Raw genomic sequence first — 26,129 nt, forward strand, 5'->3', positions numbered from 1 at the left:
CTGTTGGGGCGGGCTCGTGGGTGCTGCGGGGCGAGCGGGTGGGGTCGTGGGACCCGACGACGGCGCCGGCTGGCGGGTCTGTGCCGACGGGTCGGCGGACGGGTCGACGATCGCCTCGATGCGCAGGTCGAGCAGGAGCACGTCCTTGATGGCCTGCTGGAGGCACGCCTGGAAGTCGTCGCGCCGGGAGAACGTGTCGCGCAGCGTCGGCTGGCGGAACGCGAGGGTCAGCACGCCATCGGAGACGTCGGCGACCGTCGACTCCTGCGAGATGAGGCTCCACGGAGTGCGCTTGATCTCCTTGAGCCGCACCAGCACCTCCGGCCACATCCGCCGCACGTCGGCCACGCCACCCGAGGCGCCCGCGGCCGAGATGGGCTGCGGCGTGGTGGGCCGTGCCGCGGCCGGGCGGATGGACTCCCCCGCGGCCGGTGCCTGGGCCGGCGGCTGAGCCGGCGGCCGGGACGGCTGGGGCACGTCGGCCGGGCCCGGTTCGGCGTCGGTCGGCCCGGCGGTTGGCTCCGCCTCGGCGACGCGCTCCGGGGCGGCCGGCTCCCTGCGCGCCGTCGCCTCCGCACCTGCCACTGGCGGCGCTGCCGGCTCCGTGGCCGTGGGTCGTGCTGGGCCGGCGGCCGGCACGTCCGCCGTCGTCGTCGCAGGAGCGCTCACCGGCCGTGCCGCGACAGGTGCGACCGGCTCACCTCCGGTGAGGCGGCGCTCGACCCGGTCGAGCCGCGCCTGGACGCCGTCGACGGAGTGGTCGGCGCCGGGCAGCAGCAGCCGCGCGCACACCAGCTCCAGCTGCAGGCGGGTGGGTGTGGCGCCCTTCATGGCGGTGATGCCTTCGTCGACGACCGCGGCGAGCCGGATGAGGTCGTTGGGGCCGAACCGCGACGCCTGCGCGGACATCCGTTCGGCCTGGTCGGGCGGGGTGTCGAGCAGACCTTCGGCGACGGCGTCCGGCGCGGCCCGCAGGACGATGAGGTCGCGGAACCGCTCGAGCAGGTCGGTCAGGAAGCGGCGTGGATCGTGCCCGGCGTCCATGACGCGATCGAGCGCACCGAACACCGACCCGCCGTCGCCAGCCGCGATGGCCTCGACCACTTGGTCGAGCATGGCGGCGTCGGTGAACCCCAGCAGCGCGACCGCGAGCTCGTACGTGACGCCGTCGTCGCCCGCACCGGCGATCAGCTGACCGAGGATGGACTGGGCGTCGCGGGCCGAGCCCGCGCCGGCCCGGGCCACCAGCGCGAGCGCGGCCGGCTCGATGGCCACACCCTCCTGCTCGCAGATCCAGCCGAGGTTCTGCTGCAACGTCTTGGTGGGGATGAGCCGGAACGGATAGTGGTGCGTGCGGGACCGGATGGTGCCGATGATCTTGTCAGGCGCGGTGGTGGCGAAGATGAACTTCAGGTGCGCCGGCGGCTCTTCGATCAATTTCAGCAGCGCGTTGGCCGCGCCCGGGCCCAGCTGGTGCGCCTCGTCGATGATGTAGATCTTGAACCGGGACGACACCGGCGCGAAGTGCGCCTTCTCACGCAGGTCGCGGGCGTCGTCGACCAGGCCGTGCGTGGCGGCGTCCAGCTCCACGACATCGATGTTGCCCGGCCCGTTGGGCGCGAGATCCTGGCAGGACTGGCAGCTGCCGCACGGCTCGGCCGTCGGCCCCTTCTCGCAGTTGAGCGAGCGGGCCAGAATGCGCGCGGACGACGTCTTGCCGCAGCCGCGCGGGCCGGAGAAGAGGTAGGCGTGATGGACGCGGTCGTTCGACAGGGCCCGCATCAGCGGCACCGTGACATGCTCCTGCCCCACCACGTCGGCGAACTTGCCAGGGCGGTAGGTGCGATAGAGGGCTAGCGACGACACCTTGCGAACCCTAGTCGCCCGGACCGACAGATTCCCATCTGCACCCGATCTCGGGCACCGGCCGCGCCGGGAGCGGCAAAGGACCCCTCGCGCACCCGGCAGAGCCCACTTACCCTTGCTGCCTTCCGGCCCTGGGGGAGTTCGGCGGGATACCGCCGCGCGAGGGGTCGGCTGTCAGTGTACGTGGTTCGAGCCCGCGAACCACATCGGGCGGTGGGCGCCCGATTTCGACCCGGCCGCCGTCGTCGGATAGCCTCTGCGACGGAGGATTCGCCTAGTGGCCTAGGGCGCACGCTTGGAAAGCGTGTTGGGAGCAATCCCTCAGGGGTTCGAATCCCCTATCCTCCGCCACTCTCACCAGCCCGACGTTCGGGGCCGTCCCCTCAGGGACGGCCTCGAGGTGCCTGTGATCTCAGTTCTGGTCTCATTTGCCCTCGTCAGGCGGGCTTCTCGTCGTCGTCCTGGTCGGCCCACAGCAGCCCATCGACCTGATCCGCGACCGCTCGCCGCATCGGGTCGGTGACGTGCTGGTATCGGGCCGCCATCGCTGTCGACGACCATCCCATGATGGACATGACGGTGCGCTCAGGCACGCCGAGGATCAGCAGCACGGTCGACGCCGTGTGCCGGGCATCGTGCAGGCGACCGTCACGGACGCCGGCGGCCTTCAAGAGCCGCTTCCACTCGTGGTGGTCGGTCCCCGGTGGGCGGGACGTCGTTGGGGTTCGACGGCGGCGAAGTAGTGCACCGAGTAGCCGGTGGCGCGGTGCAGGTTCTGCCAGAACCGGTCCACCAACAGCCCTGGGTGTGGCGCCCCGGCCACAGCCTCGCCCGCCAAGTGGCCGCCACCTGACTCGAACTGCCGGCTTCGATCTCAAGCCGGCGGTTCTGCGGGCGAGGCTGTGAGCTGGCGCATGAGGCCGGCGTCGTCACGCACCGCCCAGTGCTCGACACTCTTGCCGCCGGCGAAGCGGATCACATGCATCTGCCGATAGCTGAAGGACCGGCCGGTGGGCGCGATGCCGAAGTAGTCGCCGACGTGCCGACCGCTGTGCGTGCAGTGGATCGCGACGGTGTCGCCTTCGGCGAGCGCCTGGTGCACGGTCCACTTCTGGTCGGCGAAGGCGTTCGCGAGCAGGTTCATGAAGATCGCGATGCCACCCAGCCCCGGCGGCGTGCCGGGCGGCGCATCGTGGTTGACGAACTCGTCACTGATCAGTTCGGCCAGCGCGGCCTCGTCGTTCGCCGGGAAGATCTCCTCCAGCACGCGGCGAGCGCTCTCCTTGATGTCAGCGGTCATGACGTACCCCCCGTTCCTTCACCGGCGTGTCAGCCGGTCCGGACTAATTCGTGACAGTATCATTCTCCTCAATGTCGGAGAACGCAAGACCCAAGCGCCGGTACGACTCGACGAACCGGCGAATCCGCGCCGCCCAGACCCGAACCCACGTCGTCGAGACGGCCGGCCGCGTCTTCGTCGAGCTGGGGTACGCGCGCGCGACGATCCCGCGCATCGCGGCCGAGGCAGGCGTTGCGGTCGAGACGGTGTACCGCACGGCCGCGGGCAAAGCCGGCCTGCTCCAGGCCGCCGTCCTCGCCGCGGTCGCCGGCGGCGTCGAACGCTCCGACGTCCCGGTGGAGCAGCGGCCAGCGATCCGACAGATCATCGAGGAGCCCGACCCCCGACGGCAGCTACGCGCCTATGCCGCGACCCAGCCGGGCATCTGGAGCAGAGTAGGGCCGCTGCTGCGTGTGCTCGACGCGGCCGCCGCCACCGACGACGCCCTGCAAGCACTGCAGACCCAGCAGGCCGATCTCCGGCACACCGGGCTGCGACGGTTCGCCGGGCTGCTGGAGTCGCGCGGAGCGCTGCGCCCGGACGTGTCGACCGACCGGGCGGCCGACATCATCTGGACGGTCTGCGCGCAGTCCACCTACGACGCGCTCGTCCTGACATGCGGCTGGTCGCACGAGGAGTACGAGCGGTGGATCGGCGACACCCTGATCCACGCCCTGCTGCCACCCGGCGACGAGCCACGGACATGAAAACCCGCCCCGGCTGCGGGCGTGCAGGAAGACCCGGGACACCGTTACGCGGGAGCTGGCGCACGAGCCGCTGGGCTGGCGACCGACCACCCTGCTGGTGACGATCCGCCGGTACCGGTGGACCGGGGGTGGGGCATGTGGGTCGCCAGGACACCAGCCGCGCGGCCGAGCCGCGGGCCAGGCTGTCGCGTCGTGGACTGGCCGGGGCGCTGGAGGCGATCGTGGGTCAGCATTTGAGCATCGCTCGCGTCGCCCAAGGGCTCGGCGTCGCGTGGAACACCGCCAACGACGCGGTCCTGGCCGAGGGCCGACGGATGCTGATCAAGGATCCCGGCCGGTTGAATGGTGTGAAGGTCATCGGGGTCGATGAGCACGTGTGGCGCCACACCCGCCGCCGGGGACAAGTACGTCACCGTGATCATCGACCTCACGCCGGTGCGCGCCGGTACGGGTCCAGCGAGGCTGCTGACCGGCTTCAAGACCGCCGCCGCCGCGATCAATGGCCGCCTGGAGCACCTGCGCGGCTTCGCCCTCGGCTTCCGCAACCTCCCCAACTACATCGCCCGCTCCCTACTCGAGACAGGCGGATTCAGACCCCTACTACACCCTGCCTTGGTGAAGAGCCGCTCTCCTGGGGGTCGGCCAAAGATACGACGGAAACCGGCAACCAGTGATCTCAAGTGAACTTGCCGCAGGCGAGGTGCTGGGGCGGATCGGCGTCGGCTGTCCGACCAGGGACAGCGATGCGCAAACGCAGCCGGAGGCCCGATCTTGTGTCACCGTTCGCAGTGGGCCTTTTCGCGTACCCGCTCAGATCGGTCAACGGCGCACCCGATAGCGCAGGTGAAGCACCCGGTTGCCCTGAATCATCACGTCAGGATCCTCCAACAGGTGCTGCGCGTGGACCGACCCGAAGTAGCGCTTGCCGGACCCGAACACCACGGGTACGACGTCCATGCGCACCTCGTCGATCAGGCCTGCGGCAAGCACCTGGCCACCGACGTCGCCAGCGGCGACCTCGACTATGCGGTCACCCGCAAGCTCCTGCGCCTTGGCCACGGCTGCTTCGACGCCGTCGACGAAGTGAAACGGCGCCTCGGGGTCCCAGCCCTCGGGCTTCGGCCGGTGCGTCACGACGACCACGTGGTCGATCCCGCCCGGAGGCTTCCCGTCCCAGCCGTCCGTCATGTCGAAGACGTGGCGGCCGGCGATTGTCGCCCCGATCTGATCCCAGTACGGCCGGGTGTAGTCGTAGGACGTCTGTGACACCTTCAACTCGCCGCTCTCGTCCAACGGCACGTCACCGCTGAGCAACCAGTCGAACAGCGGTCCGGGCTGGTCGTTCTCGTCCGCGATGAAGCCGTCTACAGACACCGAGCTGTACATGACTACTGTGCCCATCGGGCGCTCCTCTGCTGTGGGATGCCCTCAGGTTAGAGTCTCGTGAGCTGTCGCTCTTGTAAGAAATCAATCGGCCGGCAGCGGCCAGCTGTCCAGCACGTGGCCGGGATGTTCGCGCAGGAACCGCCGCCGGAGTTCGACGTACCGGGTCGGCGTGAGCCCGGTGAACGCCCGGAACTCGTGGCCGAAGTGGGCCTGGTCGAAGTAGCCTGCGCCACCGGCGAGCTCGCCCCAGTCGATCGGTCCGGCGGGGTTGATCGCGAACACGGTGGCGGCGAAGCGGTAGGTGCGCGCCAGCCGCTTCGGCGTGACGCCGACGAGCTCCTTGAACCGCTGTGCCAGATGAGTGCTGCTGACCCCTGCGGCCACCCTCAGGTCGCCGATCGCCACCGCCCCGCTGGTAGCCGCGATGACAATGCTCGTATGGCGGACCAGCCCCAGGCCGGCGGTCTCGCTCAGCCGTCGCATCAGCTCCTCCTCGAGCAGCGTCAGAATCTCGTGCGGTCCGTCCGCAGTGGCCAGCCGTTCCCGCAGCTCAGCAATGGCGGGCCGGCCCCAAACCTGCTCAACCGTCACCGGCCGGTCGCACAGCTCGGCCGCGGGCATCGGCAGGAACGGCGCCAGCCCCCACGGCTTGAAGTGCACGCCGGCGGACCGGGTCCGGAGTGGGTAGCCGAACTCCCACGCGCGGGTGGGCATGGTGACCACGCAGCCGTCGGCGTACTCGGCCGTCTCGATGTCGGTGCCGGCGCGGATGCGGAACGGCGCCCCGAGGTTGACGATGAGCAGCGCCGCCGGCGGCGGCAGCGTGAGCCGGGCGTACGGCGGCGAACCCTCCAGGTAGTAGAGGTCGTCGATCAGCCCGTCCAGCGGCGGTCGCGGCACTCTGGACACGTACTCCACGCCCACCAGTATCGCCCGACGCCCCGCCGGCATCGCGCGCCGTGATGGTCCAGCCGCGCTGCCGCCAGCATCGAGCCGGCGCCGATCCCGGACGAGCCGACCGGCACGCCACCGAGGACAGGTACACCGAGCGCGCCGAGCCGGTCCCGCAGCACATCGATGATCGTCCAACCGTCCTCCACACCGGGGAACTGCCCGACGACCACGCCGCGAGCCCAGCCAACGAGCCGGACCTCATCAGCTGGGTCAGCTCCTATCGACCTGCCCGAGCCCTGTTCCCGTCTTGTCCTCGATGAACAGGATGCGCCGGCCAAGCCAGGCAGCTCGGCACCCACCTCACCCCGGACCGCCGTGAGGTTGCCTCCCATGAGGATGCCCGTCGCCGTTCCGTCGACCCGCGCCGCCGCGGTGGGCTCGTCCGGATCGCGGTGGACGACGACCCGGCTCGATCGTCGTCAGGGCGCGACGCAGGGACTCCGCCGCGCCTGGACCTGTGTACTCGTCGTACCAGTTGACGAACGGGCCGTGCAGCCCGACGAGCTTGCATCGTCGCCACAGCGCCAGGCGGAGATAGGTGATGTCGCTGAACCCGACGAGCGGCTTCGGATCGCGTCAGGCCGCCTCGAAGTCCAGCCGCGCGGCGATCCGGTAGGTGCCCCTTGCCGCCCCTGCTGGGCGAACGCGGCTGTCGGTGCCGGGGGTTAGCGTCCCGGGCATGACCGAGCCCGCCTTCCTGTCCGCCGTCCGCGAGTCGTACGACACCGTCGCCGACTCCTATACCGAGCTCTACCCGCCCAGCCGCCTCGATCCGATCGGCCGCGCGATGCTGACGGCCTTCGCCGAGATCGTCCGTGACGCCGGCGGCGGCCCGGTCGCGGACCTCGGTTGTGGCCCCGGCGGGCTGACGGGGCTGCTGGCCGGCATGGGACTGGACGCCTTCGGCGTCGACCTCTCACCGCGGATGGTCGAGCTGGCTCGGCGCGACCACCCCGACCTGCGGTTCGAGGTGGGCTCGATGACCGCCCTGGACCTCGCCGACGCGGGACTGGCCGCCATCCTGGCCTTCTTCTCCACCTACCACACGCCGCCGGAGCACCTGCCGACGATCTACGCCGAGTTCGGCCGCACCCTCGCACCCGGCGGCCGCCTGTTGCTGGGCACGTACATCGGCGACGACGATCACTTCCGGCCCACCCAGGCCTACGGCGGGCACCCGGTGTCGTACGAGTCCTACCTGCTACCTGCCGAGCGCATCGTCGCTCTGCTCGCCGACGCCGGGCTGGTGGTCACCGCCCGGCTCCTGGTCGAGAAGCCGGAGGCGAAGCGCCAGTACGCGATCTTCCTCGCCCAGAAGCCCGCCCGGCCATGACACCACCGGGCAGCAAGTCAGCGACGACGACGGGTGCCGAACACGCCGCGGACGATCTCCTTCGCCAGCTCCCGCCCCGCGGTCCTCAGAAGCGCGTCCAGCGGGCCGTCGGCGGCCCGGCGCGACGTCGTCCTCGACCGCGACGACGACCGTCGCTTCGCGCGCGAGCGCGGCTGCGGCTGGTCGTCTTCGGACTCCTCCGCGGACGACGACGGCGGCACGGGCACCGTCGTGGGGACCGGGAGCCCCCGGATCTCCGCCTCCAGTCGTTTGATCTCCTCTTCCCGCGAGAGCGGCTGCGCCTCGCCCGAGGCTGGGCTCGAGCCGCCTGGCCCCGCGTCCAGCGGTTCCCCCGGCCCGGCGGCGATCTTCCCGGTGAGCATCTCGTAGGCGGACTCGCGGTCCAGCCGCTCGGCGTACTTCGCGGCCAGGGGCGACGACGACGCCAGGCCGCTGAGCAGCTCGACCGGCGACGGAGCCATCAGCGACGTCGGCGCGGGCAGCATCGTGTGTGCCACGGGCGTCGGCGCGCCCTTCTCCGACATCACGGTGACGACCGCCTCGCCGATGCCGAGCGTCGTCAGCAGTTCTTCCAGGTCGTAGCCCGACGTCGGATACGTGCGCACCGCGGCCCGCAGCGCGGCGGCGTCGTTGGGTGTGAACGCGCGCAGTTGGTGCTGCACCCGGCTGCCCAGCTGGGCCAGCACGTCCTCGTCGACGTCCTTGGGCGACTGGGTCACGAAGAAGACACCGACGCCCTTCGATCGGATCAGCCGCACGGTCTGCACGAGCGCAGCGAGGAAGTCCTTCGACGCGTCCTTGAACAACAGGTGCGCCTCGTCGAAGAAGAAGACGAGCTTGGGCTTGTCCGCGTCGCCCACCTCGGGCAGCGTCTCGAACAGCTCCGCGAGCAGCCACATGAGGAAGGTCGAGAACAACACCGGCCGGTCCTGCACGCCCGGCAGCTCCAGCAGCGTGACGACCCCGCGGCCGTCCTCGGCGGTGCGCAGCAGCTCGGCGACGTCGAACTCCGGCTCGCCGAAGAACGCGTCGGCGCCGGTGGCGGCGAAGTTCACCAGCTCGCGCAGGATCACCCCCGCGGTCTGCTTGGCCAGGCCGCCGACACCCTCGAGGTCGTCCTTGCCCTCGTCCGACGTCAGGTGCTCGATCACGGCGCGCAGGTCGTCGAGGCCCACCAACGGCAACCCGGCTGTGTCGGCATAGTGGAAGACGAGGCCGAGCGAGCTCTCCTGCGTCTCGTTCAGCTCCAGGACCTTCGCCAACAGGGTCGGCCCGAAGGACGTGACGGAGGCGCGCACCGGCACACCGACACCGTCGTCGCCGAGCCGCAACAGCTCGACGGGGTACGCGGTCGGGGTCCACCGCTGGCCGATCGACTCCGCCCGCGCGGCGATCTTCGCGTCCGAGGCACCCGGCGACGCCAGCCCGGACAGGTCGCCCTTGATGTCCGGGGCGAACACGGGCACGCCGGCCGCCGCGAGCTGCTCGGCCATGAGCTGCAGCGTCTTGGTCTTCCCGGTGCCGGTGGCGCCAGCCACCAGGCCGTGCCGGTTGAGCATGGCCAGCGGCACCCGCACTGGAGCGTCGGCCCGCGGCGCGCCGTCGACGACCAGGGCTCCGAGCTCGACGCACGGACCGTCGAAGGTGTACCCCGCCTGGACAGTTGTCACGAGATCGTCAGCCATGTCCACCCCCGTCCCCGGCATATGCCTGGCGAAACGTCGCCCGCAGTTTAGACTGCGCTAGGTGATTTTCAAGCGTGTCGGAGACGGCAAGCCCTACCCGGACCACGACACCGGGCTGAGGGACTGGTCGGACCTTCCGCCACGGCAGATCCGGCTCGACGAGCTCGTTACCACCAAGCGCACCCTCAACCTCGAGACATTGCTGGCCGACGACTCCACGTTCTACGGCGACCTGTTCGCCCACGTCGTCGAGTGGAAGGGCGAGCTGTACCTCGAGGACGGGCTGCATCGCGCGCTGCGGGCGGCACTCCAGCAGCGCCCCGTCATCCACGCCCGAGTGCTCCAACTGCCCAACACCGAGGCTTGACCTGCTGAAACCGGAGCGGCCCGGTTAGGCTGCTGATCCAGAACCAGCGGCACGGCGGCCGACCCCGGAGGTGGCATGGCCTTCGACGAGCAGATGTCCGAGGGCGACTATGCGCGCAGACGTCGATGGAAGCGCATCCGTACCTCGGTGACGCTGCTTGTGCTGATCGGTTTCGTCGTGGGCGCGGCCTGGTACAGCTGGCGCAACGTGGTCAACGACGAAGGCGGGGAGGCCGCGGCCGAGCAGTCGGACCAAGCCTGCGCGCCGGGCGTGCCCACGGCCGCTCCGGCGCCGGCCGACATCCAGGTGAACATCTACAACGCCACCGATCGCAACGGCCTGGCCTCTGCGGTGGCCAGGCTGGTCCGCGAACGCGGATTCGTCGTCGTCGACATCGACAACGACCCGCTCGATCGCGAGATCACCGGCACCGCCGAGGTGCGGTCCGGCCCCGACCAGCAGGCGGCCGCCGGGCTGGTGGCGTCCCTGGTGCCCGGCGCGACCTACGTGCCCGATGAGCGCACCGACGCCGTCGTCGACCTGGTGCTGGGCGAGGCGTTCGAGGCGCTGGCCGACCCGGCGGCCCCGGCGCCGACCGCGTCGTCGACCCTGCCGCCCTGCCAGCCGTCGCAACAGGCGGAGTAGCCGCGGCGTCAGTCGGGCTCGTCGCGGCCCTCCTCGCCGAACCATCCGGCCAGCCGGCCACGCCGGCTCACCGCCCGTAGCCGCAGCTCGGTCGCCCGGCGCAGCGCGCGCGGCGCGACGATCAGGATCTCGTCACCGTGCAGGAGCTTGGTCTGCGGGCCCGGGACCAGGCTGGTGTCGCCACGAATGATCAGCGCCACGCCGACCTCGGGCGGCACCCGCAGCTCGCCGACCTCTACTCCGTGCAGTTTCGAGCCGGGTGTGACGCGAACATGGATGAGGTCGGCGTCGATCCGCTCCAGCGGGGCGGACTCGACCTCCGCGTCCCGCGCGCTGAACGTCGGAGCCATGCCCAGCCGGCCGGCCAGCCACGGCAGCGTCGGCGCCTGGATCAGCGTGAAGACGACGCTGACGATGAACACGACGGCGAACAGCCAGTCGGCACGCTCGACGCCCTCGGCGAGTGGCACGGTCGCGAAGACCACCGGCACCGCGCCGCGAAGTCCGGCCCACGAGAGGAACAGCTTCTCGCGCCTCCGCATGGAGAAGAGCGCGGTCGACGCCCACACCGAGATCGGGCGGGCGATGAAGGTGAGCGCGACGCCGGCGACGATGGCCGCGACGAACGCGCCGGGCATGTCCGACGGCGACGACAGCAGCCCGAGCATGACGAACAGCCCGATCTGCGACAGCCATGCCAGCCCTTCGACGAACGAACGGGTCGCGGCGCGGTGCGGCAGCTGCGCGTTTCCCAGCACCAGCGCGGACACGTACACCGCCGCGAAACCGCTCATGTGTGCGACCGACCCGGTCCCGTACGCGAGCACAGTCAGCGTCAACACCACGAGCGGGTAGAGGCCGGAGGCAGGCAGCGCGGTCGAACGCAGGATCGCCGCGCCAATCCGCCCGACGAGGTAGCCGACCGCGGCGCCGCCGAGGAGCTCGTACACGACCGTCAGCCCGAGGATCACCAGGCTCTCGTTCGGCCCGTCGCTGGCGCTGAGGATCGACACGAGGACGATGGCGGGCGCGTCGTTGAGCCCGGACTCCGTCTCCAGCGCACCGGAGACGCGGCGCTTCAACGGCATCCGGCGCAACGTCGAGAAGACCGCCGCGGCGTCCGTCGGGGCGAAGACGGCACCGAGCAGGATCGCGAGCAGCCAGTCCAGGCCCAGCAGGTAGTGCCCGATGACGGCGACGACTGCGGTGCTGACCACGACGCCGACGGTGGCCAGCGACAGGCCGATCCCGAACGCCGGGCGCACGTGCTCCCAGCGGGTGGTCAGGCCGCCCTCGGCGAGGATGATCACGAGCGCGGCGTAGCCGAAGGAGCGGGCCAGCTCCGGGTCGGAGAACTGGATGCCCAGGCCCGACTCGCCCAGACCCACCCCGATCAGCAGATAGAGCACGAGGCTCGGCAGGCCCAGCTTCAGGCTCACCCGGACGGCGACGACGGCGGCGATGAGGACGAGGGCGCCAGCCAGCAGGAACACGTTCAGCGTGTCGACCGTCACACCCCCACCACCCTCCGAGAACGAGACCCCCACGCCATGTCGGAGCGGATGTCGAGCCTACGGTCGGACCGGGCCGCGCCGCCCGAGGACCCTGCGGAAACGCACGAGCCCGCCCCGAGGACTCCGGGGCGGGCTCGTGCGCTCGTCTGGCGGTAGCGGTGGGATTTGAACCCACGGTGGAGTTGCCCCCACACACGCTTTCGAGGCGTGCTCCTTAGGCCGCTCGGACACGCTACCGCCGTTGAGGGTACCGGAGCCTTCGGTGCTGTGCGAAATCGTACGGCCCGGTGCTCAGCGGTGTGTGGCGAAGAACTCGCGGACCAGGGCGCCGCACTCGTCGGCGAGCACACCGGCGATCACCTCGGGACGGTGGTTGAGCCGGCGGTCGCGCACCAGGTCCCACAGCGAGCCGACGGCGCCGGCCTTCGGGTCGACCGCCCCGTACACCAGCCGATCCACCCGGGCCAGCACTAGAGCACCGGCACACATGGCGCACGGCTCCATCGTCGCCACCAGCGTCGCCCCGTCCAGCCGCCATCCGCCGGTCGCCGCGGCCGCGGCGCGCAGGGCGAGCACCTCCGCGTGGGCGGTGGGGTCACCGTCGACCTCCCGCCGGTTGTGGCCGCGACCGATGACGGCGCCGTCGGCGGACACCACGACCGCGCCGATCGGCACGTCCCCGGACGGCAGCGCGGCGGCCGCCTCGGCCAGCGCTTCGCGCATGAGCGGCACATAGGCAGCACCCGCAGGGCGTGCGGACATGCTCCGACCCTAGCGAGCCGGCCGCGCCACAGCTCCTGCGGCGCCGTTCTCAGCGCTTCCACAGGAAAGACGCGCGATCCTTTGACCAGATCAACGGCACCGTGCCACACTAAGAAGAACGAGCGTTCGCTTTACGGGAGATCCGCCCATGACGATGCACTCCCTCAGCATGATCGATCACGGCCTGACCCCGAACGTCGCCGTCAACGGGTACATCGACCAGGCCGCCGAGTTGCTCGAGCTCCGTCCCGGTGTGGGCGAGATCCTCAAGATCAACGAACGTGAGGTCGGCGTCCAGCTGCCGCTGCGGCGCGACGACGGCAGCCTCACGGTCGTCCAGGGGTACCGCGTCCAGCACAACGGCGTCCGCGGCCCGTTCAAGGGCGGCCTGCGCTTCCACGCACGCGCCGACCTCAACCAGTCCCGGGCGTTCGCGTCGCTCATGACGTGGAAGGCCGCGCTGCTCGACCTGCCGTTCGGAGGCGCGCACGGCAGCCTGCTGATCGACCCCTCCGACTTCTCCACCGCCGAGCTCGAGGCGCTGACCAGGCAGTACGCGCTGGCCATCAGCCACATCGTCGGGCCGGACCGCGACGTGCCGGCCCCGGACCTCAACACCGACGCGCGGGTGATGTCGTGGTTCCTCGACGCCTACAGCAGCCGACACGGCTACGCGCCGGGAGTCGTCACCGGCAAGCCTGTGAGCCTGGGCGGCATTCCCGGTCGCGACGCCGCCACCGGTCGTGGGGTCGTGCACGTCCTGTCCGCCGCGGCCCGGCGCTGGAACATCGACCTGTCCGCACAGCGGGTCGCGATCCAGGGCTTCGGCGCCGTCGGCTCCTGGGTGGCGCGCGAGCTGGACGCCCGCGGCGTGCGGGTGGTCGCGGTCAGCGACGCCGGCGGCGCCGTGCTCAACGAGCGCGGGCTGGCGGTGCCCGCACTCGTACGGGCCGCCGAAGCCGGCTACTCGGTCGCCGATGCAGGCGTGGCATACGAGCGCATCGCCCCCGCGGAGCTGCTGACCCTCGACTGCGACGTGCTCGTGCCGGCCGCGACCGGCGAGGCGATCACAGCCCTCAATGCCGACCTGGTGCGAGCCTCCGTCATCGTCGAAGGCGCGCACCACCCGGTGACGCCACAGGCCGACCGCATCCTGGCCGATCGCGGCGTCCGCGTCGTACCGGACATCGTCGCCAACGGCGGCGGCCTGATCGGCTCGTACGTCGAGTGGGCGCAGAACCTCCACCAGTACCCGTGGGACGAGCAGCGGTTCCTCGCCGAGCTCCGCATCCGGCTCGTGGGCGCGTTCGGCCAGGTCGCCGAGTTCAGCGAACAGCATGGCTGCAGCTACCGGCAGGCGGCGTACGCCGTCGCCGTCGAGCGGGTGACCGACGCGCTGCGGTTGCGGGGCCGCATCTAGGGCAGCACGTCGTCGAGCTGCGGCCCGAAACCGGCCCGGGCGGCGATCCGCATGAGCATCTCGTCCGGGTAGTAGTCGATGTCGTCGCAGATGGCGGCCAGTGCCATCGGTTCGATGCCCAGGTCGGCGAAGATCGTGAGGTCGCCGGCCGGCTGGACGCGGTCGTCGTCGTCGGGAAGCGGGAGCCCGAGCCGCTCGACGACGTCGCGCGCCATCGGCCAATCGGTGGCGGCGGTGACGTCGGACAGCAGCAGCCGGACGTCGAGGCCAAGCATCCGCACGGCGTAGAAGAAGTCCTCGTCGACGGAGACGAACGCGAGCGCACCGGACTCGCCCGGGCGTTGCCGCAACAGTTCGATGATCTTGTTCAGGTCGTGGCCCAACTGCCGCGGTGCGGACTCGACCTGCCACTGTCCTTCCTCGCGGTAGGCGACGACCACGAAGTCGACGACGCCCTCAGCGTCGGACACGGCCCGCACTCCTCACATGCAGCTACCGGCTAGATGCTCTGCCTCAAGCGCTGGCGGCCGACGATGGATGGGCTGCGCCACGTGGTGGGCCGGGCGAGCAGGGCGCGGGCCTCGGCGAGTTCACGGAGGAACACCGCGCGCTGCCGCAGCCGGGCGATGTCGGTGACGAGCTCAGCGTTATGACAAGTGGGATCGTCTACACCCGAGCCGGCCGGCTCGGCAATGGCGCCCTCGGGCATCTGGCCTCCGTTTCGCATGGAGCGATCCCTGCACACTCAGCGGACGCTAGCACCAGCAGGGGTAGCAGGTCGAGAGCATGCCCGTATTCATATAGGTTCCTGGCATGCGTCTGCTGGCGGTCGACCACCCACTCGTCGCGCACAAGCTCACCGTGCTTCGCAACGCGCGAACCGACTCTCCGACTTTCCGCCGCCTGGCGGACGAACTGGTCACCCTGCTCGCCTACGAGGCCACCCGCGACGCCCGCGTGGCGAAGGTCAGCATCGAGACCCCGGTCGCGCCGACCGTCGGCGTCAAGCTCAGCGCGCCCAAGCCCCTGATCGTGCCGATCCTGCGCGCCGGCCTCGGCATGCTCGACGGGATGGCCCGGCTTGTGCCCACCGCGGAGGTCGGCTTCCTCGGCATGATCCGCGACGAGGACACCCTGCAAGCAACCACCTACGCCACCAGGCTGCCAGACGACCTCACCGGCCGGCAGTGCTACGTCCTGGACCCCATGCTGGCCACCGGCGGCACGCTGGCCGCCGCGGTGCGCTTCCTCGTCGACCGGGGCGCCGACGACATCACCGCCGTCTGCCTGCTGGCCGCGCCCGAAGGCGTGGAGCACCTGGAGCACGAGACCAGCGAGCTCGGCGTGCCGGTCACCGTCGTGACCGCGGCCGTGGACGAGCGGCTCAACGAGAAGGGCTACATCGTCCCCGGTCTCGGCGACGCCGGCGACCGCCTCTACGGCATTGTCGACTGACCCCGCCGCGCCCCGTGCTCTGAGGACGTCCGACCGCGCCGACTAATGATCACGTTCGACAGGATTCCTCGCGCCACACGAGGCTTACAAGCATGGTGCGACACGAGATCTCGTGGTGAACGTGATCATTTGGAAGGGCCGGGCGACGCGGGTCAGAGGGACTTGAGGGCGCTGACCAGGGCGGTCAGGGACGCCTTCGCGTCGCCGAACAGCAGGGTGGTTTTCGGGTCGAAGAGCAGCTCGTTCTCGATGCCGGCGAAGCCCGGCCGCATGGACCGCTTGAGGAAGACGATGGCACCGGCGTGGTCGGCGTCGAGGATGGGCATGCCGTAGATGGGCGACCCCGGTGACGTGCGGGCGGCGGGGTTGACGACGTCGTTGGCGCCGACGACCAGCGCGACGTCGGCGGTTCGGAGCTGGCCGTTGGCGGTGTCCATCTCCAGCAGTTGCTCGTAGGGGATGTTGGCCTCGGCGAGCAGGACGTTCATGTGTCCAGGCATGCGGCCGGCGACGGGGTGGATGGCGTAGCCGACCTCGACGCCGCGCTTCTCGAGCAGGTCGACGAGCTCGCGGATGGTGTGCTGTGCCTGCGCGACCGCGAGCCCGTACCCGGGGACGACGATGACCTTGCGGGCGTAGGCGAGCATGATGGCGACGTCGTCGGGGCCGGCCGAGCGGACCGGACGGTCCGACGCCTCGCCGCCGCCGGCTGTGGAGCCGCCCTTGAACGCGCCGAACAGGATGGACGACACCGACCGGCCCATGGCGTGCGCCATCGCGCGGGTCAAGATGGTGCCGCTGGCGCCGACGAGCGTGCCCGCCACCAGCAGCAGCGCGTTCTCCAGCACGTAGCCGCCGGCCGCGACCGCCAGGCCGGTGAACGCGTTGAGCAGCGAGATGACGATGGGCACGTCCGCGCCGCCGACGGGGAGCACGAGCAGCACCCCGGCCAGCAGCCCGACCAGCGCCAGGATGATCGCCAGCGTCACGCTGCCAGTGGCCACCGCCCACAGCCCCAGTCCGACCGCGGCCACCAGTACCGCACCGAACACGATGGGGCCGCCGGGGAAAGTGATGGGCCGGCCGGTCATCAGCTCCTGCAACTTGAGGAACGTGACAGTTGATCCCGAGAACGAGACGGCGCCGATCAGCACCGTGAACGCGGTCGCCGTCAGGGTGCCGGTGCTGAGCAGGTCGACCATCCGGAGGATCTCGGACTCGGTGTGGCCGCCGGATTCGGCCAGCGGCGAGTACGCGAACCATCCGTCGTCGCCGAACCCGGCGGGCCGGGTGATGCCGGCGCGGGCCGGCTCGGACAGCTCCAGGAGCGCCACCAGCGCCGCCGCGCCGCCGCCGACGCCGTTGAACAGCGCAACCAGCTGCGGCATCGCGGTCATGGCGACGCGCCGCGCGCCCATTGCGCCACCGACCGCGCCGAAGGCGACCGCCAACAGGATCCAGCCGAGGTTGTCGATGTCGTAGGCGATGAACGTGACGACGACGGCGAGCAGCGCACCGAACGCGCCGACAAGGTTGCCGCGGCGGGCGGTCTTCGGTGACGAGAGGCCCTTGAGTGCGAGGATGAAGCAGACGGCGGCGACGACGTAGCAGACCTGGGCCCAGACCGCGATCACTCAGCACCGTCCTTGGCCGCCGCCTCGGGTCGTCGCGCGCCGAACATCTCCAGCATGCGGTCGGTGACGACGAATCCGCCGACGAGGTTCAGCGTCGCCAGCACCACCGCGATCAGCGCGACCACCAGCACTCCTGCCTCGTCGGCCGTGCCGGCGACGATGACGGCGCCGACCAGGATCACGCCGTGGATGGCGTTGGCGCCCGACATCAGCGGGGTGTGCAGCGTGGACGACACCTTGGACACGACCTCGAAGCCGACGAAGACCGCCAGCACGAAGACGGTCAGCAGCGCCACTCCTTCGGTCACGGGCCCTCCAGCAGCTCGCGGGTCGGGGTGTGCCGGACGACACCGTCGTGGGTGACGCAGGCTCCGTCGACGATCTCGTCGTCGAAGTCGGGCGTGACCTTGCCGTCGCCGGTCATGAGCAGGACGACGTTGACGACGTTGGCGGCGTACAGCCGGCTGGCGTGCACCGGCAGCTGGCTCGGCACGTTGCGTCCGCCCCACAGCCGGGCGCCGCCCACGTCGAGCTCGGAGCCCGCGAGGCTGCCCTCGACGTTGCCCCCGGACTCGGCGGCGAGGTCGACGACGATGCTGCCGGGCTTCATCGCCTCGACGGCGGCCCGCTCGACCAGCAGCGGCGCGGTCCGGCCCGGCACGGCGGCGGTGGTGATGACGACGTCGGACGAGCCGACGTGCGGCGCCAGCAGGTCGCGCTGCAGCTGGGCGCGTTCCTCGGTCATCTCGCGGGCGTAGCCGCCGGCCCCTTCGAGGCTCGGCAGGTCGAGCTCGACGAACTGGGCGCCGAGGCTGCGGACCTCGTCGGCAGAGGCCGCGCGGACGTCGTATGCCCGGACCCGAGCGCCCAGCCGGCGCGCGGTGGCGATGGCCTGCAGCCCGGCGACGCCGGCTCCCAGCACCAGCACCTCAGCCGGCGGGATGGTGCCCGCGGCGGTCATGGACAGCGGGAAGAACCGCGGCAGCCGTTCGGCCGCCACCAGGACCGCCCGGTACCCGGCCACCAGCGCCTGCGACGTCAGCGCGTCCATCGACTGGGCCCGGGAGATGCGCGGTATCAGCTCCAGCGCGAACGAGGTCACGCCGGCGTCGCGCGCGGCCCGCACGACGTCGAGCTCTTGCGCGGCGGGCAGGAACGACACTGTCACCGCGCCGGACCGCAGCGTCGCGAGGCGCGCCGGTTCGAGCGGCTGGACGGACACCACCACGTCGGCGCCGGCCAGCGCATCGTCGCCGGCGGCGACGGAGGCACCGGCGGCCTCGTACGTGGAATCAGGGTGGAGCGCGCCCGCGCCGGCACCGGACTCGACGACGACGTCGAGGCCCGCGCTGGTCAGCCGGCCCACCAGCTCAGGGACCAGCGCCACCCGGCGCTCGTGTTCCCGGACCTCGGCTACGACGACGACCTTCATTGACCGCAGACGTTACCTCGCGACGACCTTTGATCGACAGAGGTCGCCCACGGTTGTGGACGACGACGGAGCCGGCTGGGCGCCCCGTAGGGGTGGATCCCTTCGCACGGAGGACGGTTTCCGGCGCCGGAGGGGTGACAATGGAGTCAGCCCCGAGAAAGGACCGACCATGGGCAAGAACACCGGATGGATCATCGGAGGAGCGGCAGCGGTGATCCTTGCCATCGTGCTGCTGCCCTGGTGGCTGACCCTGCTCGTCATCGTCGGCATCCCGGTCGCCGGGTACCTGATGCTCGACCCGTCGCAGCGGCGCCGGCTCCGCAACCGCCGCAACCGGCAGATCGGTCCCTGACGATTCGCACGAACCGCTGATCGTGTTCCCTCGCGGCCGCTGTCCGTCCGCGAGGGAACACAATCACGGAATTCAGGACGGCCTGCTCGCCCGCAGGCGCAGCGTCACGATCTGGAAGGGCCGCAGCCGCAGCGACACGGCGGGGCCGTCGGCCTCGACGACGGCGTCGGGCTCGGCCGGGCGCTCCAGCAGGTCCGTCTCCTCGACCGACGCCACCGCGAACCCGGCGGTCAGCGTCGTCGTCGCCCGACCGCCGCGCGCCTCGTAGAGCCGGACGACGACGTCACCGGAGCGGTCGTCGGCCAGCTTCACCGCCGAGACGACGACGCCGTCACCGTCCACCCGCACCAGCGGCTCGACCGCTGAGCCGGCGCCCGGCACCGTCCGCGCTGGCAGGTTGATCGCGTAGCCCTCGCGGACCGCGTCACCGATGGACGCACCTGGCACCAGCGCGTACCGCAGGGTATGGGTGCCCTGGTCGGTCTCCGGGTCCGGGTATCTCGGCGCGCGCAGCAGCGAGAGCCGCACCGTCGTCGTCGTGCCACCGCTGTCGGCGGCCGAGCGCCGCACGTCGTGGCCGTAGGTGGAGTCGTTGACCAGGGCGACGCCGTAGCCGGGCTCCTCCAGGTGCACGAACCGGTGCGCGCAGACCTCGAACTTGGCCGCGTCCCATGAGGTGTTCTCGTGCGTGGCGCGGAAGTGGTGCCCGAACTGCGTCTCGTACGCGGCCCGCTGGGTCTGCACGTCCAGCGCGAACGCGGCCTTGAGGAACTTCTCCTTCTCGTGCCAGTCGACCTCGGTGGCGAGGTCGACTCGGCGGGCACCCGGCTCGAGCGTGATCGTCTGGACGACGCGGGAGTCGCCGAAGCGCCGTGCCACCCGGACCGTGCCGCCGTCGGCGCTCAGCTCGTCGACGGAGACCAGGTCGACGACGGTATTGCGGTAGAACTGGTCGACGTCCCACGCGTCCCACTCGTTGGGCAGGTCCGGGTGCAGCTGGAGCAGGTTCGCCGGCCCCGACAGCACCTCACGGCCGGCGACCAGGTCCAGCACCGACGTGATCACCCCGCGGTCGTCGACCACCACCCGCAGCACGCCGTTGTCCAGCACGTGGCCTCCGTCCTGCGGCGCGGCGACGACGGCGTCAGGTGCGGCGTCCGCAGTTGCGGCGCCGAACGCCGGCACCTCCCCCCGTCCGTGCGGGGCCGCGTTGAAAACCACCGGCACCTCGCCGGAGCCCGCGAGCGCCCGCTGCGCCCGGTCGATGATCTCCGCCAGCTCGGCCGCGATGCGCTGGTACTGCTCACGCGCCTCGCGGTGCACCCAGGCGATGGACGAGCCGGGCAGGATGTCGTGGAACTGGTTGAGCAGCACCTGCTTCCAGATGCGGTCGAAGTCGTCGTAGGGGTAGGCGACCAGGCCAGCCACCGCGGCGGCCGCGGACCACAGCTCGGCCTCGTGCAACAGGTGTTCGCTGCGCCGGTTGCCCTGCTTGGTCTTCGCCTGCGACGTGTACGTGGCGCGATGGATCTCCAGGTAGAGCTCGCCGGCCCAGACCGGGGCGTTCGCGTACTCCGCCTCGGCCGCGGCGAAGAAGGCCGCCGGGCTCTCGACGGTGACCCGCGGCGAGCCCTCCAGGTCGGCCGTCCGCCGCGCCTGGGCGATCATCTCACGGGTCGGACCGCCACCACCGTCGCCCCAGCCGAACGGCACGAGCGAGCGGTTGGCGTCGGCCTTGTCGCGGAAGTTGCGCACCGCGTGCGCCAGCTCGCCGGCGGACAGGTCGGAGTTGTACGTGTCGACCGGCGGGAAGTGCGTGAACACCCGGGTGCCGTCCAGGCCCTCCCACCAGAAGGAGTGGTGCGGAAACACGTTCTGCTTGTTCCACGAGATCTTCTGGGTCAGAAACCATCGCGAGCCGGACAGCTTCACCAGCTGCGGCAGCGCCGGGGAGTAGCCGAAGGAGTCTGGCAGCCAGACCTCCTCGGTCTCCAGCCCGAACCGCTCCAGGAAGTACCGCTTGCCGTGCACCAGCTGCCGGGCCATCGCCTCCGAGCCGGGCATGTTCGTGTCGGACTCGACCCACATGCCGCCGACGGGGACGAAGCGGCCGCCCTTGACGTGCTCGGCGACGCGCTCGAACACCTCCGGGCGGTGCTCCTCGATCCAGGAGTACTGCTGAGCCGACGACATCGCGTAGACCAGGTCGGGGTACTCGTCGAGGAGGCTCACGACGTTCGACGTGGTCCGGGCGACCTTGCGGACGGTCTCGCGGACCGGCCACAGCCAGGCGGAGTCGATGTGGGCGTGTCCGACGGCGGAGACGAGGTGTGCGCTGGCGTTGGCCGGCTTGGTGAGGACACCGGTGAGCTCGGCCCGGGCGGTGGCCGCCGAGCCGGTGATGTCCTGCAGGTCCAGCGCGTCGAGCGAACGCTCGACGGCGCGCAGGATCTGCCAGCGGCGCGGCTCGCCCTCGGGAAGCTGCGCCATCAAGCCGCCGATGGCCTCGAGGTCCTGCCACAGCTCCCAGACCTCACGCTCGAGGACGCTGATGTCGGCGCGGTTGATGCGGTAGAGCGGTTCGCTGCCGGCGGTCTCCTTCTCGCCCAGCGGCGTGGCGGCGAACGGCGTGTCGCCCTCCAGCCGCGGGTTCGCGGCGGCCTCGACGTAGACGTCGATGTGCTCACCGCCGACGGCGGGGTCGGCAACCGGCAGCCACAGGTTGCGCGGGTTCAGGCCCTTGACCACGGTGCCGTCAGGTCGGTAGGCGAGCCCTTCGGCCTGGAAGCCGGCGAACCGGTTCTCCCAGCCCAGGTCGATGACGAGCTCGACGCGCTGGCCGGCGGCCGCCGCGGGGACCGTGCCGGTGATCCGGAACCACGAGGTGCCCCACGGCGGTCCCCAGCGCTCACCGACCTCGACGGCTTCGTACCGGCCCTCGTCGACGGCGGCGCCGCCGGGCAGTGCCTCCGACGGCGGCACGGGCTCGCCCTGGCCGCCGTCGACGTGCCACGCCGACAGCGTCAGCGGTGCGACGGTGCGGTGGACCGCCGGCTTCAGGCGCTGGTTGAGGACTCTTTTCAGGCGCTTCTCGACGAGCGCTCGAGTGTCATGCATGGCTGAGTGGCTCCAGAGGGAGGCTGCTGCCCGGAGGCGGGCGGGTCGAGGTCGACAGTCAGGGGTCTACCAGTCAGGGGTCTACCGTACGCCGATGCTGGGATCGTTCCCCCGACACCCCGCGGGCGGTGCGCCGGCCGCTGTGACCTCGGCGTCCCCGAGGAGTTTTCAGACCATTGGTCTGGTCATTCGTGGCGAGTGCCGCTACATTTCGGAGACACGTAGGCCTGACCCGTGGTGCGGCCGTGCACGGCTGAACCAGACCACTGGTTCGCCATTTGTATCGCGTCGCGACGAGCCGGAAAGGATCCGACGGATGCCATCACCCACGACAGCCCTCGGCCAGCCCTACAGCCTTGCCGCCGACGCCGTGTCGGCCTTCGGCCGCGACGGGTACGTGCGCCTGCCGGGCGCCCTCGATCCCGCCTCGCTGCGCACTGTGGAGCCGGAGATCACCGCGAAGGTCTTCGAGCTCAACACCGTGCACACGCCGATGGCGGAACGGACCACCACGCAGAAGGCGTTCCTGCAGGTCGGGAACCTCTGGCGGCACAGCGACGCGGCCCGGAGCCTGGTGTACTCGACGCGGCTGGCCCGCATCGCCGCCGAGCTGCTGGGCGTGGCGAGCGTGCGCCTCTTCGCCGACCAGGCGCTGTACAAGGAGCCCGGCGGCGGCATCACGCCGTGGCACGCCGACCAGTACTACTGGCCCTTCGCCAGCGATCGCATCTGCACGGTCTGGGTTCCACTGCAGGAGACCCCACTGGAGATGGGCCCACTGGCGTTCGCCGCCGGCAGCCACCGGTTCGAGTTCGGCCGCGACCTGCCGATCAGCGACGAGTCCGAGGCGGCCATCCAGGAGGCGTTGCGCCGCGAGGGGTTCCCGGTCGACATCCGCCCGTACGCACTCGGCGACGTCAGCTTCCACCTCGGCTGGACCTTCCACCGCGCCGAGCAGAACCTGTCGGCCGAGCCGCGGCGGGTGATGACCGTCATCTACATGGACGCCAGCATGCGAATCGCGCCCCTCGTCCGGCCACAGCAGCAGCGGGAGCTCAACCTGCTGATGCCAGGTGCCCAGGTCGGCGACATCCCCGAGACGCCGTTGAACCCGCTTCTCTACGCCGGCTGATCATTCACAGCGGACGACGTCGACGGCGCCGGTCAGCTCCGACGTCGTGAGGTAGCCGCACCCGTCGACGACGTAGGTGACCGTCTCCGACTGCAGTTGGCCGGGCGCCGGGACCCGGCGCATCGGCCACTGCGGGAAGCTCGCGAGGTCGTCGCCTTCGTCGCCGGCGCGGTACTCCAGGACCTCGTCGTACGTGCGCAGCAGCACCAGGCCGCCGGCCGCGGCCGCGTCGGTGACGACGTTGCCGACGAGCCCGGCCAGCAGGCCGCGCTCCGGCGCCGGCAGCTCGATCTCGCCGATCAGCTCCAGCTCGCCGCCGTCGGCCGCGCCCCGGTAGAGCCGTGTCGGGCCGGTCTCTTCGGTGTCACGGTCGAACGTGGCCTTGCTGACGATCAGTGGCCGGCCGGCGTCGTCGACCATCAGCGCCTCGGCGTCGGTCGGCTCGTCCGGGTAGGTGTAGCGGAGCTCGTCGGCGTCGATTTCGACGGTGCCGCCGTCCACGCCGTCGAGGTCCGGCTCCGGGGCGCGGTAGACGACGACCTCGTCGCGGCCGACGTGGTCGCCGATGTCGCCCACGTAGACGCAGGTGTCGCCGTCGTCGCCACACGAGCCGACGGCGAGCGCCTCGGCGTTCTCGGCCGACATGCCGGCCAGCTCGATACGCGCCACCGGTGTTCCGTCCTCGCGAACCGCCACGACCTCCGACGTGCCGGCTTCGTCGCTGACGACGTAGTAGAGGCCGGGCGTGCGCTGGCTGGCGGCCATGCCGCTGACCTCGACGACGGTGTCCTCGCTGAGGTCGCCGGTTGTCTCGGGCGAGCCGTAGCACGGCGCGTCGCAGGCGGGGACGGACGGGGACGGTGCCGGCCGCGTCGCCGGGTCGGTCGGCTCGCCGGAGCCCGCGATCAGGCCGCCGTCGGACGTGCCGTCGTCGGTCGCGCCGTCGTCGGCGACCGAGCAGCCGGCCAGCACACCGGCAACCGCCACCAGCACGGCGACGCCGCCCCTACCCCGTCGGCGCACGCGCACCCCCTCCACCGTCACGTCGACACGACGCGGACGCCAGTCTCTCCCATGGCCCTTCGGCCAGGCCATTGACTACCCGTGCGAGGCAGTGTCACTAGTGTCGCGGCCGCGACACCGGCGCCGTCGAAGATTTTTCCTGGATTCCTTCACGTTTCCGGTGGCGCGGACATAGCCTCGGTACAAGAGCGGCACCATTCTCGCCCCCCGGGGTGGTGCCGCTCATTCGCGTCCAGCACCGGGTCCAATGGTTGACGTCGACGGCTTCCGGCTAGCCGGTTATGGTGTCCGGCGCCGGCAACGGCGCCCTCAGCCCCAGGACGTCGCGCACCACCGTCAGCAGCTGCGGGCGCAGCTCGGCGTTCGACACGTCGGGCAGCGCGAGGATGGCCACCATCACGCCGAGCGCGGCGGAGGTGCGCACCCGCTGCTCCACCGAAAGATCGCCGTTGGCCAGCAGCGACACCATGCGGGCGTCGTTGGAGCGCATTTGCTGCAGCAGCGTGGAGTTCGAGACGCCGGCCAGGTCGTTCATGGCGTACGTAGCCACCCGCCGGTGGGTGAGAAGTAGGTCGATGTACTGCTCCACGATGGCCAGACGCCACGCCGGATCGCCGATCGACGCCGTGTCGGCCTCGGCGTTGGCGATGATCCAGTTCTCGCCGTCGACCATCGGACGCAACAGGTCGTCGAGAATCTCCACCTTGGTGCGGTAGTGGTAATAAACGGCCGCCTTCGTGATGCCGAGTGCGTCCGCGATTTCGCGCAGTGTCGAGCGCTCGTACCCCTCCCGCGAGAACAGGTCGAGCGCGACCTCGCGAATGTTTGCTGCGGTGTCGATGCCAGGACGTCCCTCGTCGGTCATCTCCGTCGCCGCCTCGCTGGTAGAGAAAGTGAGGGCGGCCACACAATACGTTAACTACTTGCCGGCCGACAAGCCCGGGCGTAGCGTGAGACCACGAACTTGTCGGCCGGCAAGTAGAGGCCGACCGAGGGGGCCGCTGGCGCCCGGCCGATCGTCGCCGCGCCGAACGCCAGCGTGGGGACGGGAGGACCGATGGCCTCGGACACCATGTCTCGGCGCGCACTGGCTCCGCGCCGGGCAGCACGTAAGCCACGGGTCGTCATGGCCGTGCGCGAGATCGCGTTCCTGGTGGCGGCAGCGTTGGCGTACTCGCTGGTGAGGGGGGTCACCAGCGATCGCGTCGACGCCGCCTTCCGGAACGCCGAAGACGTCATCTCATTCGAGAAATCGCTCGGCATCCACGTGGAGACCGAGTTGCAAGGGCTGATCCTCGACCACGGGTGGGCGGTCGATCTCGCGAACGGCTTCTACATCTACGGCTACTGGCCCGTGTTCGTGCTCACGCTGATCTGGTTGATCGTGCGCCGGCCGGTGGCGTACCCGTTCTACCGCAATGCACTGCTGGCCTCGGGCGCGCTGAGCCTGGTCATCTTCGCCCTCTACCCGCTCGCGCCGCCGCGGTTCCTGCCGTGGCACGGCTTCGTCGACACCGTCACGCTCGAGGCCACCACGTACCGAGAGATGAACTCGCCGACCTTCGTCAACGAGTACGCGGCCATGCCCAGCCTGCACTTCGGCTGGATCCTGTTGCTCGGCATCGCCCTGGTGGCGCTCGCCCGGCACTTCGTCGTGCGCATCATCGGAGCGGTCATGCCGGTCCTGATGTTCGCGGCCATCGTCCTCACCGGCAACCACTACGTCGTCGACGCACTGGTCGGCGGTGCGGTCGTGGTGGCCGGGCTCGGCATCGCGGTCACGATCGAGCGTGTCAAACGCGGCCGTGCCGTCCGCGCCGCCATCGCCGACGCGCGGGAGAACGTCGCACCGGCCGGCGACGAGGGTGTGGCGCCGGCGTCCGACGGAGCCAGCACCATCCCGGCGCAGAGGTCACCCGGAAACCTCTCCCAGGTGCGGTGAACCTCGGCGCCGGCTGCCCTCCCCTTGTGCCACGCCTCCACCC

General features: G+C 70.8%; 24 protein-coding genes, 2 tRNA genes, 1 other RNA gene and 3 pseudogenes. 11 read left to right on the top strand and 19 right to left on the bottom strand.

The window, feature by feature from the left end; genetic code table 11:
- The coding region (locus E1269_RS29530; RefSeq protein ID WP_131901422.1) for a DNA polymerase III subunit gamma and tau at positions 1 to 1,866 on the bottom strand (1,866 nt) is incomplete at its 3' end.
- A 75-nt stretch (positions 1,867 to 1,941) separates the two neighbouring features.
- Positions 1,942 to 2,038, bottom strand: an RNA gene (ffs, locus tag E1269_RS29535) — signal recognition particle sRNA small type.
- 91 nt (positions 2,039 to 2,129) lie between these two features.
- Between ffs and E1269_RS29540 the strand changes: the two genes are divergently transcribed.
- Positions 2,130 to 2,217 (top strand) — tRNA-Ser (locus E1269_RS29540).
- Positions 2,218 to 2,303: 86 nt separating this feature from the next.
- Here E1269_RS29540 and E1269_RS34480 read toward each other — a convergent pair.
- Positions 2,304 to 2,570, bottom strand: a pseudogene (locus E1269_RS34480) (tyrosine-type recombinase/integrase); the annotation flags it as partial.
- A gap of 170 nt (positions 2,571 to 2,740) precedes the next feature.
- Positions 2,741 to 3,166 (bottom strand): ester cyclase, encoded by a 426-nt coding sequence (locus E1269_RS29550; protein WP_131901424.1) that lies wholly within the window; start codon positions 3,164 to 3,166, stop codon positions 2,741 to 2,743.
- A gap of 71 nt (positions 3,167 to 3,237) precedes the next feature.
- On the opposite strand from E1269_RS29550, the gene E1269_RS29555 reads away from it, so the two are divergent.
- Positions 3,238 to 3,912, top strand: coding sequence for a TetR/AcrR family transcriptional regulator (locus E1269_RS29555; protein ID WP_131901426.1), 675 nt, complete (start codon positions 3,238 to 3,240; stop codon positions 3,910 to 3,912).
- A pseudogene (locus tag E1269_RS29560) lies at positions 3,911 to 4,380 on the top strand (transposase); the annotation flags it as partial. The gene E1269_RS29555 and the pseudogene E1269_RS29560, both read left to right, overlap by 2 nt.
- A 351-nt stretch (positions 4,381 to 4,731) precedes the next feature.
- Here E1269_RS29560 and E1269_RS29565 read toward each other — a convergent pair.
- The 3 genes and pseudogenes from E1269_RS29565 to E1269_RS34485 all read right to left on the bottom strand — a co-directional run.
- The gene (locus E1269_RS29565; protein WP_131901428.1) at positions 4,732 to 5,313 is read right to left on the bottom strand and encodes a dihydrofolate reductase family protein; all 582 of its coding nucleotides are present in this window, start codon (positions 5,311 to 5,313) and stop codon (positions 4,732 to 4,734) included.
- Positions 5,314 to 5,379: 66 nt separating this feature from the next.
- Positions 5,380 to 6,249, bottom strand: coding sequence for a helix-turn-helix domain-containing protein (locus E1269_RS29570; protein WP_131901430.1), 870 nt, complete (start codon positions 6,247 to 6,249; stop codon positions 5,380 to 5,382).
- 303 nt (positions 6,250 to 6,552) lie between these two features.
- Positions 6,553 to 6,813, bottom strand: a pseudogene (locus E1269_RS34485) (hypothetical protein); the annotation flags it as partial.
- A 118-nt stretch (positions 6,814 to 6,931) separates the two neighbouring features.
- On the opposite strand from E1269_RS34485, the gene E1269_RS29580 reads away from it, so the two are divergent.
- A complete protein-coding gene (locus E1269_RS29580; RefSeq protein WP_131901432.1) occupies positions 6,932 to 7,585 on the top strand; it encodes a class I SAM-dependent methyltransferase in 654 nt (217 codons plus the stop codon).
- A 17-nt stretch (positions 7,586 to 7,602) separates the two neighbouring features.
- Here the strand turns inward: E1269_RS29580 and E1269_RS29585 are convergent, their stop codons facing one another.
- Entirely contained in the window at positions 7,603 to 9,291 is a 1,689-nt protein-coding gene (locus E1269_RS29585; protein ID WP_131901434.1) for a helicase HerA-like domain-containing protein, read from the bottom strand.
- Between the two features lie 61 nt (positions 9,292 to 9,352).
- Here E1269_RS29585 and E1269_RS29590 point away from each other — a divergent pair, with 61 nt between their 5' ends.
- A complete protein-coding gene (locus E1269_RS29590; RefSeq protein WP_131901436.1) occupies positions 9,353 to 9,658 on the top strand; it encodes a type II toxin-antitoxin system VapB family antitoxin in 306 nt (101 codons plus the stop codon).
- A 75-nt stretch (positions 9,659 to 9,733) separates the two neighbouring features.
- Positions 9,734 to 10,303, top strand: a complete 570-nt coding sequence (locus E1269_RS29595) for a LytR C-terminal domain-containing protein (RefSeq protein WP_131901438.1) — start codon at positions 9,734 to 9,736, stop codon at positions 10,301 to 10,303.
- Positions 10,304 to 10,311: 8 nt separating this feature from the next.
- Here E1269_RS29595 and E1269_RS29600 read toward each other — a convergent pair whose 3' ends face one another.
- The 3 genes from E1269_RS29600 to tadA form a co-directional block, all read right to left on the bottom strand.
- A complete protein-coding gene (locus E1269_RS29600) occupies positions 10,312 to 11,817 on the bottom strand; it encodes a potassium/proton antiporter (RefSeq protein ID WP_131901440.1) in 1,506 nt (501 codons plus the stop codon).
- Positions 11,818 to 11,964: 147 nt separating this feature from the next.
- Positions 11,965 to 12,054 (bottom strand) — tRNA-Ser (locus E1269_RS29605).
- A 54-nt stretch (positions 12,055 to 12,108) separates the two neighbouring features.
- Complete coding sequence (gene tadA / locus E1269_RS29610) at positions 12,109 to 12,579, bottom strand: tRNA adenosine(34) deaminase TadA (protein WP_239001072.1); 471 nt, start codon at positions 12,577 to 12,579, stop codon at positions 12,109 to 12,111.
- Positions 12,580 to 12,727: 148 nt separating this feature from the next.
- Here tadA and E1269_RS29615 point away from each other — a divergent pair, with 148 nt between their 5' ends.
- Entirely contained in the window at positions 12,728 to 13,999 is a 1,272-nt protein-coding gene (locus E1269_RS29615; RefSeq protein ID WP_203434200.1) for a Glu/Leu/Phe/Val family dehydrogenase, read from the top strand.
- Here the strand turns inward: E1269_RS29615 and E1269_RS29620 are convergent.
- Entirely contained in the window at positions 13,996 to 14,469 is a 474-nt protein-coding gene (locus E1269_RS29620) for a tRNA adenosine deaminase-associated protein (RefSeq protein WP_131901442.1), read from the bottom strand. The two genes, E1269_RS29615 and E1269_RS29620, sit on opposite strands and share 4 nt — an antisense overlap.
- A gap of 29 nt (positions 14,470 to 14,498) precedes the next feature.
- Complete coding sequence (locus E1269_RS29625) at positions 14,499 to 14,708, bottom strand: hypothetical protein (RefSeq protein ID WP_131901444.1); 210 nt, start codon at positions 14,706 to 14,708, stop codon at positions 14,499 to 14,501.
- Positions 14,709 to 14,812: 104 nt separating this feature from the next.
- Here E1269_RS29625 and upp point away from each other — a divergent pair, with 104 nt between their 5' ends.
- Entirely contained in the window at positions 14,813 to 15,454 is a 642-nt protein-coding gene (gene upp / locus E1269_RS29630; protein WP_131901446.1) for a uracil phosphoribosyltransferase, read from the top strand.
- A gap of 152 nt (positions 15,455 to 15,606) precedes the next feature.
- Here upp and E1269_RS29635 read toward each other — a convergent pair whose 3' ends face one another.
- From E1269_RS29635 to E1269_RS29645, 3 genes are read right to left on the bottom strand one after another with little or no spacing between them, the layout of a single operon-like run.
- Positions 15,607 to 17,088: an NAD(P)(+) transhydrogenase (Re/Si-specific) subunit beta gene (locus E1269_RS29635; protein ID WP_131901448.1), complete on the bottom strand. Its 1,482-nt coding sequence runs from the start codon at positions 17,086 to 17,088 to the stop codon at positions 15,607 to 15,609.
- The gene (locus tag E1269_RS29640; RefSeq protein WP_131901450.1) at positions 17,085 to 17,396 is read right to left on the bottom strand and encodes an NAD(P) transhydrogenase subunit alpha part 2; all 312 of its coding nucleotides are present in this window, start codon (positions 17,394 to 17,396) and stop codon (positions 17,085 to 17,087) included. The genes E1269_RS29635 and E1269_RS29640 overlap by 4 nt, the downstream gene beginning before the upstream one ends.
- Positions 17,393 to 18,520, bottom strand: a complete 1,128-nt coding sequence (locus E1269_RS29645; protein ID WP_131901452.1) for an NAD(P) transhydrogenase subunit alpha — start codon at positions 18,518 to 18,520, stop codon at positions 17,393 to 17,395. The genes E1269_RS29640 and E1269_RS29645 overlap by 4 nt, the downstream gene beginning before the upstream one ends.
- A gap of 169 nt (positions 18,521 to 18,689) precedes the next feature.
- On the opposite strand from E1269_RS29645, the gene E1269_RS29650 reads away from it, so the two are divergent.
- Positions 18,690 to 18,872 (top strand): hypothetical protein, encoded by a 183-nt coding sequence (locus E1269_RS29650; RefSeq protein ID WP_131901454.1) that lies wholly within the window; start codon positions 18,690 to 18,692, stop codon positions 18,870 to 18,872.
- A gap of 72 nt (positions 18,873 to 18,944) precedes the next feature.
- Here the strand turns inward: E1269_RS29650 and E1269_RS29655 are convergent, their stop codons facing one another.
- Positions 18,945 to 21,989, bottom strand: coding sequence for an alpha-mannosidase (locus E1269_RS29655; RefSeq protein WP_131901456.1), 3,045 nt, complete (start codon positions 21,987 to 21,989; stop codon positions 18,945 to 18,947).
- 316 nt (positions 21,990 to 22,305) lie between these two features.
- Here E1269_RS29655 and E1269_RS29660 point away from each other — a divergent pair, with 316 nt between their 5' ends.
- Complete coding sequence (locus E1269_RS29660; RefSeq protein ID WP_131901458.1) at positions 22,306 to 23,121, top strand: phytanoyl-CoA dioxygenase family protein; 816 nt, start codon at positions 22,306 to 22,308, stop codon at positions 23,119 to 23,121.
- Here the strand turns inward: E1269_RS29660 and E1269_RS29665 are convergent, their stop codons facing one another.
- Positions 23,122 to 24,144: a hypothetical protein gene (locus E1269_RS29665; protein ID WP_131901460.1), complete on the bottom strand. Its 1,023-nt coding sequence runs from the start codon at positions 24,142 to 24,144 to the stop codon at positions 23,122 to 23,124.
- Positions 24,145 to 24,415: 271 nt separating this feature from the next.
- Positions 24,416 to 25,051 (bottom strand): TetR/AcrR family transcriptional regulator, encoded by a 636-nt coding sequence (locus E1269_RS29670; RefSeq protein WP_131901462.1) that lies wholly within the window; start codon positions 25,049 to 25,051, stop codon positions 24,416 to 24,418.
- 150 nt (positions 25,052 to 25,201) lie between these two features.
- Here E1269_RS29670 and E1269_RS29675 point away from each other — a divergent pair, with 150 nt between their 5' ends.
- Entirely contained in the window at positions 25,202 to 26,086 is an 885-nt protein-coding gene (locus E1269_RS29675) for a phosphatase PAP2 family protein (protein WP_131901464.1), read from the top strand.
- Positions 26,087 to 26,129: the final 43 nt, after the last annotated feature.

Origin of the sequence: Jiangella asiatica (assembly GCF_004349065.1) — a bacterium.
Lineage (GTDB): Bacteria > Actinomycetota > Actinomycetes > Jiangellales > Jiangellaceae > Jiangella > Jiangella asiatica.

Coding starts and splice junctions, on each gene's coding strand:
- E1269_RS29645 (WP_131901452.1), bottom strand. CDS start 18,520: ATGAAGGTCGTCGTCGTAGCCGAGGTCCGGGAACACGAGCGCCGGGTG.
- E1269_RS29675 (WP_131901464.1), top strand. CDS start 25,202: ATGGCCTCGGACACCATGTCTCGGCGCGCACTGGCTCCGCGCCGGGCA.
- E1269_RS29565 (WP_131901428.1), bottom strand. CDS start 5,313: ATGGGCACAGTAGTCATGTACAGCTCGGTGTCTGTAGACGGCTTCATC.
- E1269_RS29595 (WP_131901438.1), top strand. CDS start 9,734: ATGGCCTTCGACGAGCAGATGTCCGAGGGCGACTATGCGCGCAGACGT.
- E1269_RS29570 (WP_131901430.1), bottom strand. CDS start 6,249: ATGCCGGCGGGGCGTCGGGCGATACTGGTGGGCGTGGAGTACGTGTCC.
- E1269_RS29625 (WP_131901444.1), bottom strand. CDS start 14,708: ATGCCCGAGGGCGCCATTGCCGAGCCGGCCGGCTCGGGTGTAGACGAT.
- E1269_RS29660 (WP_131901458.1), top strand. CDS start 22,306: ATGCCATCACCCACGACAGCCCTCGGCCAGCCCTACAGCCTTGCCGCC.
- upp (WP_131901446.1), top strand. CDS start 14,813: ATGCGTCTGCTGGCGGTCGACCACCCACTCGTCGCGCACAAGCTCACC.
- E1269_RS29585 (WP_131901434.1), bottom strand. CDS start 9,291: ATGGCTGACGATCTCGTGACAACTGTCCAGGCGGGGTACACCTTCGAC.
- E1269_RS29615 (WP_203434200.1), top strand. CDS start 12,728: ATGACGATGCACTCCCTCAGCATGATCGATCACGGCCTGACCCCGAAC.
- tadA (WP_239001072.1), bottom strand. CDS start 12,579: ATGTCCGCACGCCCTGCGGGTGCTGCCTATGTGCCGCTCATGCGCGAA.
- E1269_RS29555 (WP_131901426.1), top strand. CDS start 3,238: ATGTCGGAGAACGCAAGACCCAAGCGCCGGTACGACTCGACGAACCGG.
- E1269_RS29580 (WP_131901432.1), top strand. CDS start 6,932: ATGACCGAGCCCGCCTTCCTGTCCGCCGTCCGCGAGTCGTACGACACC.
- E1269_RS29650 (WP_131901454.1), top strand. CDS start 18,690: ATGGGCAAGAACACCGGATGGATCATCGGAGGAGCGGCAGCGGTGATC.
- E1269_RS29550 (WP_131901424.1), bottom strand. CDS start 3,166: ATGACCGCTGACATCAAGGAGAGCGCTCGCCGCGTGCTGGAGGAGATC.
- E1269_RS29655 (WP_131901456.1), bottom strand. CDS start 21,989: ATGCATGACACTCGAGCGCTCGTCGAGAAGCGCCTGAAAAGAGTCCTC.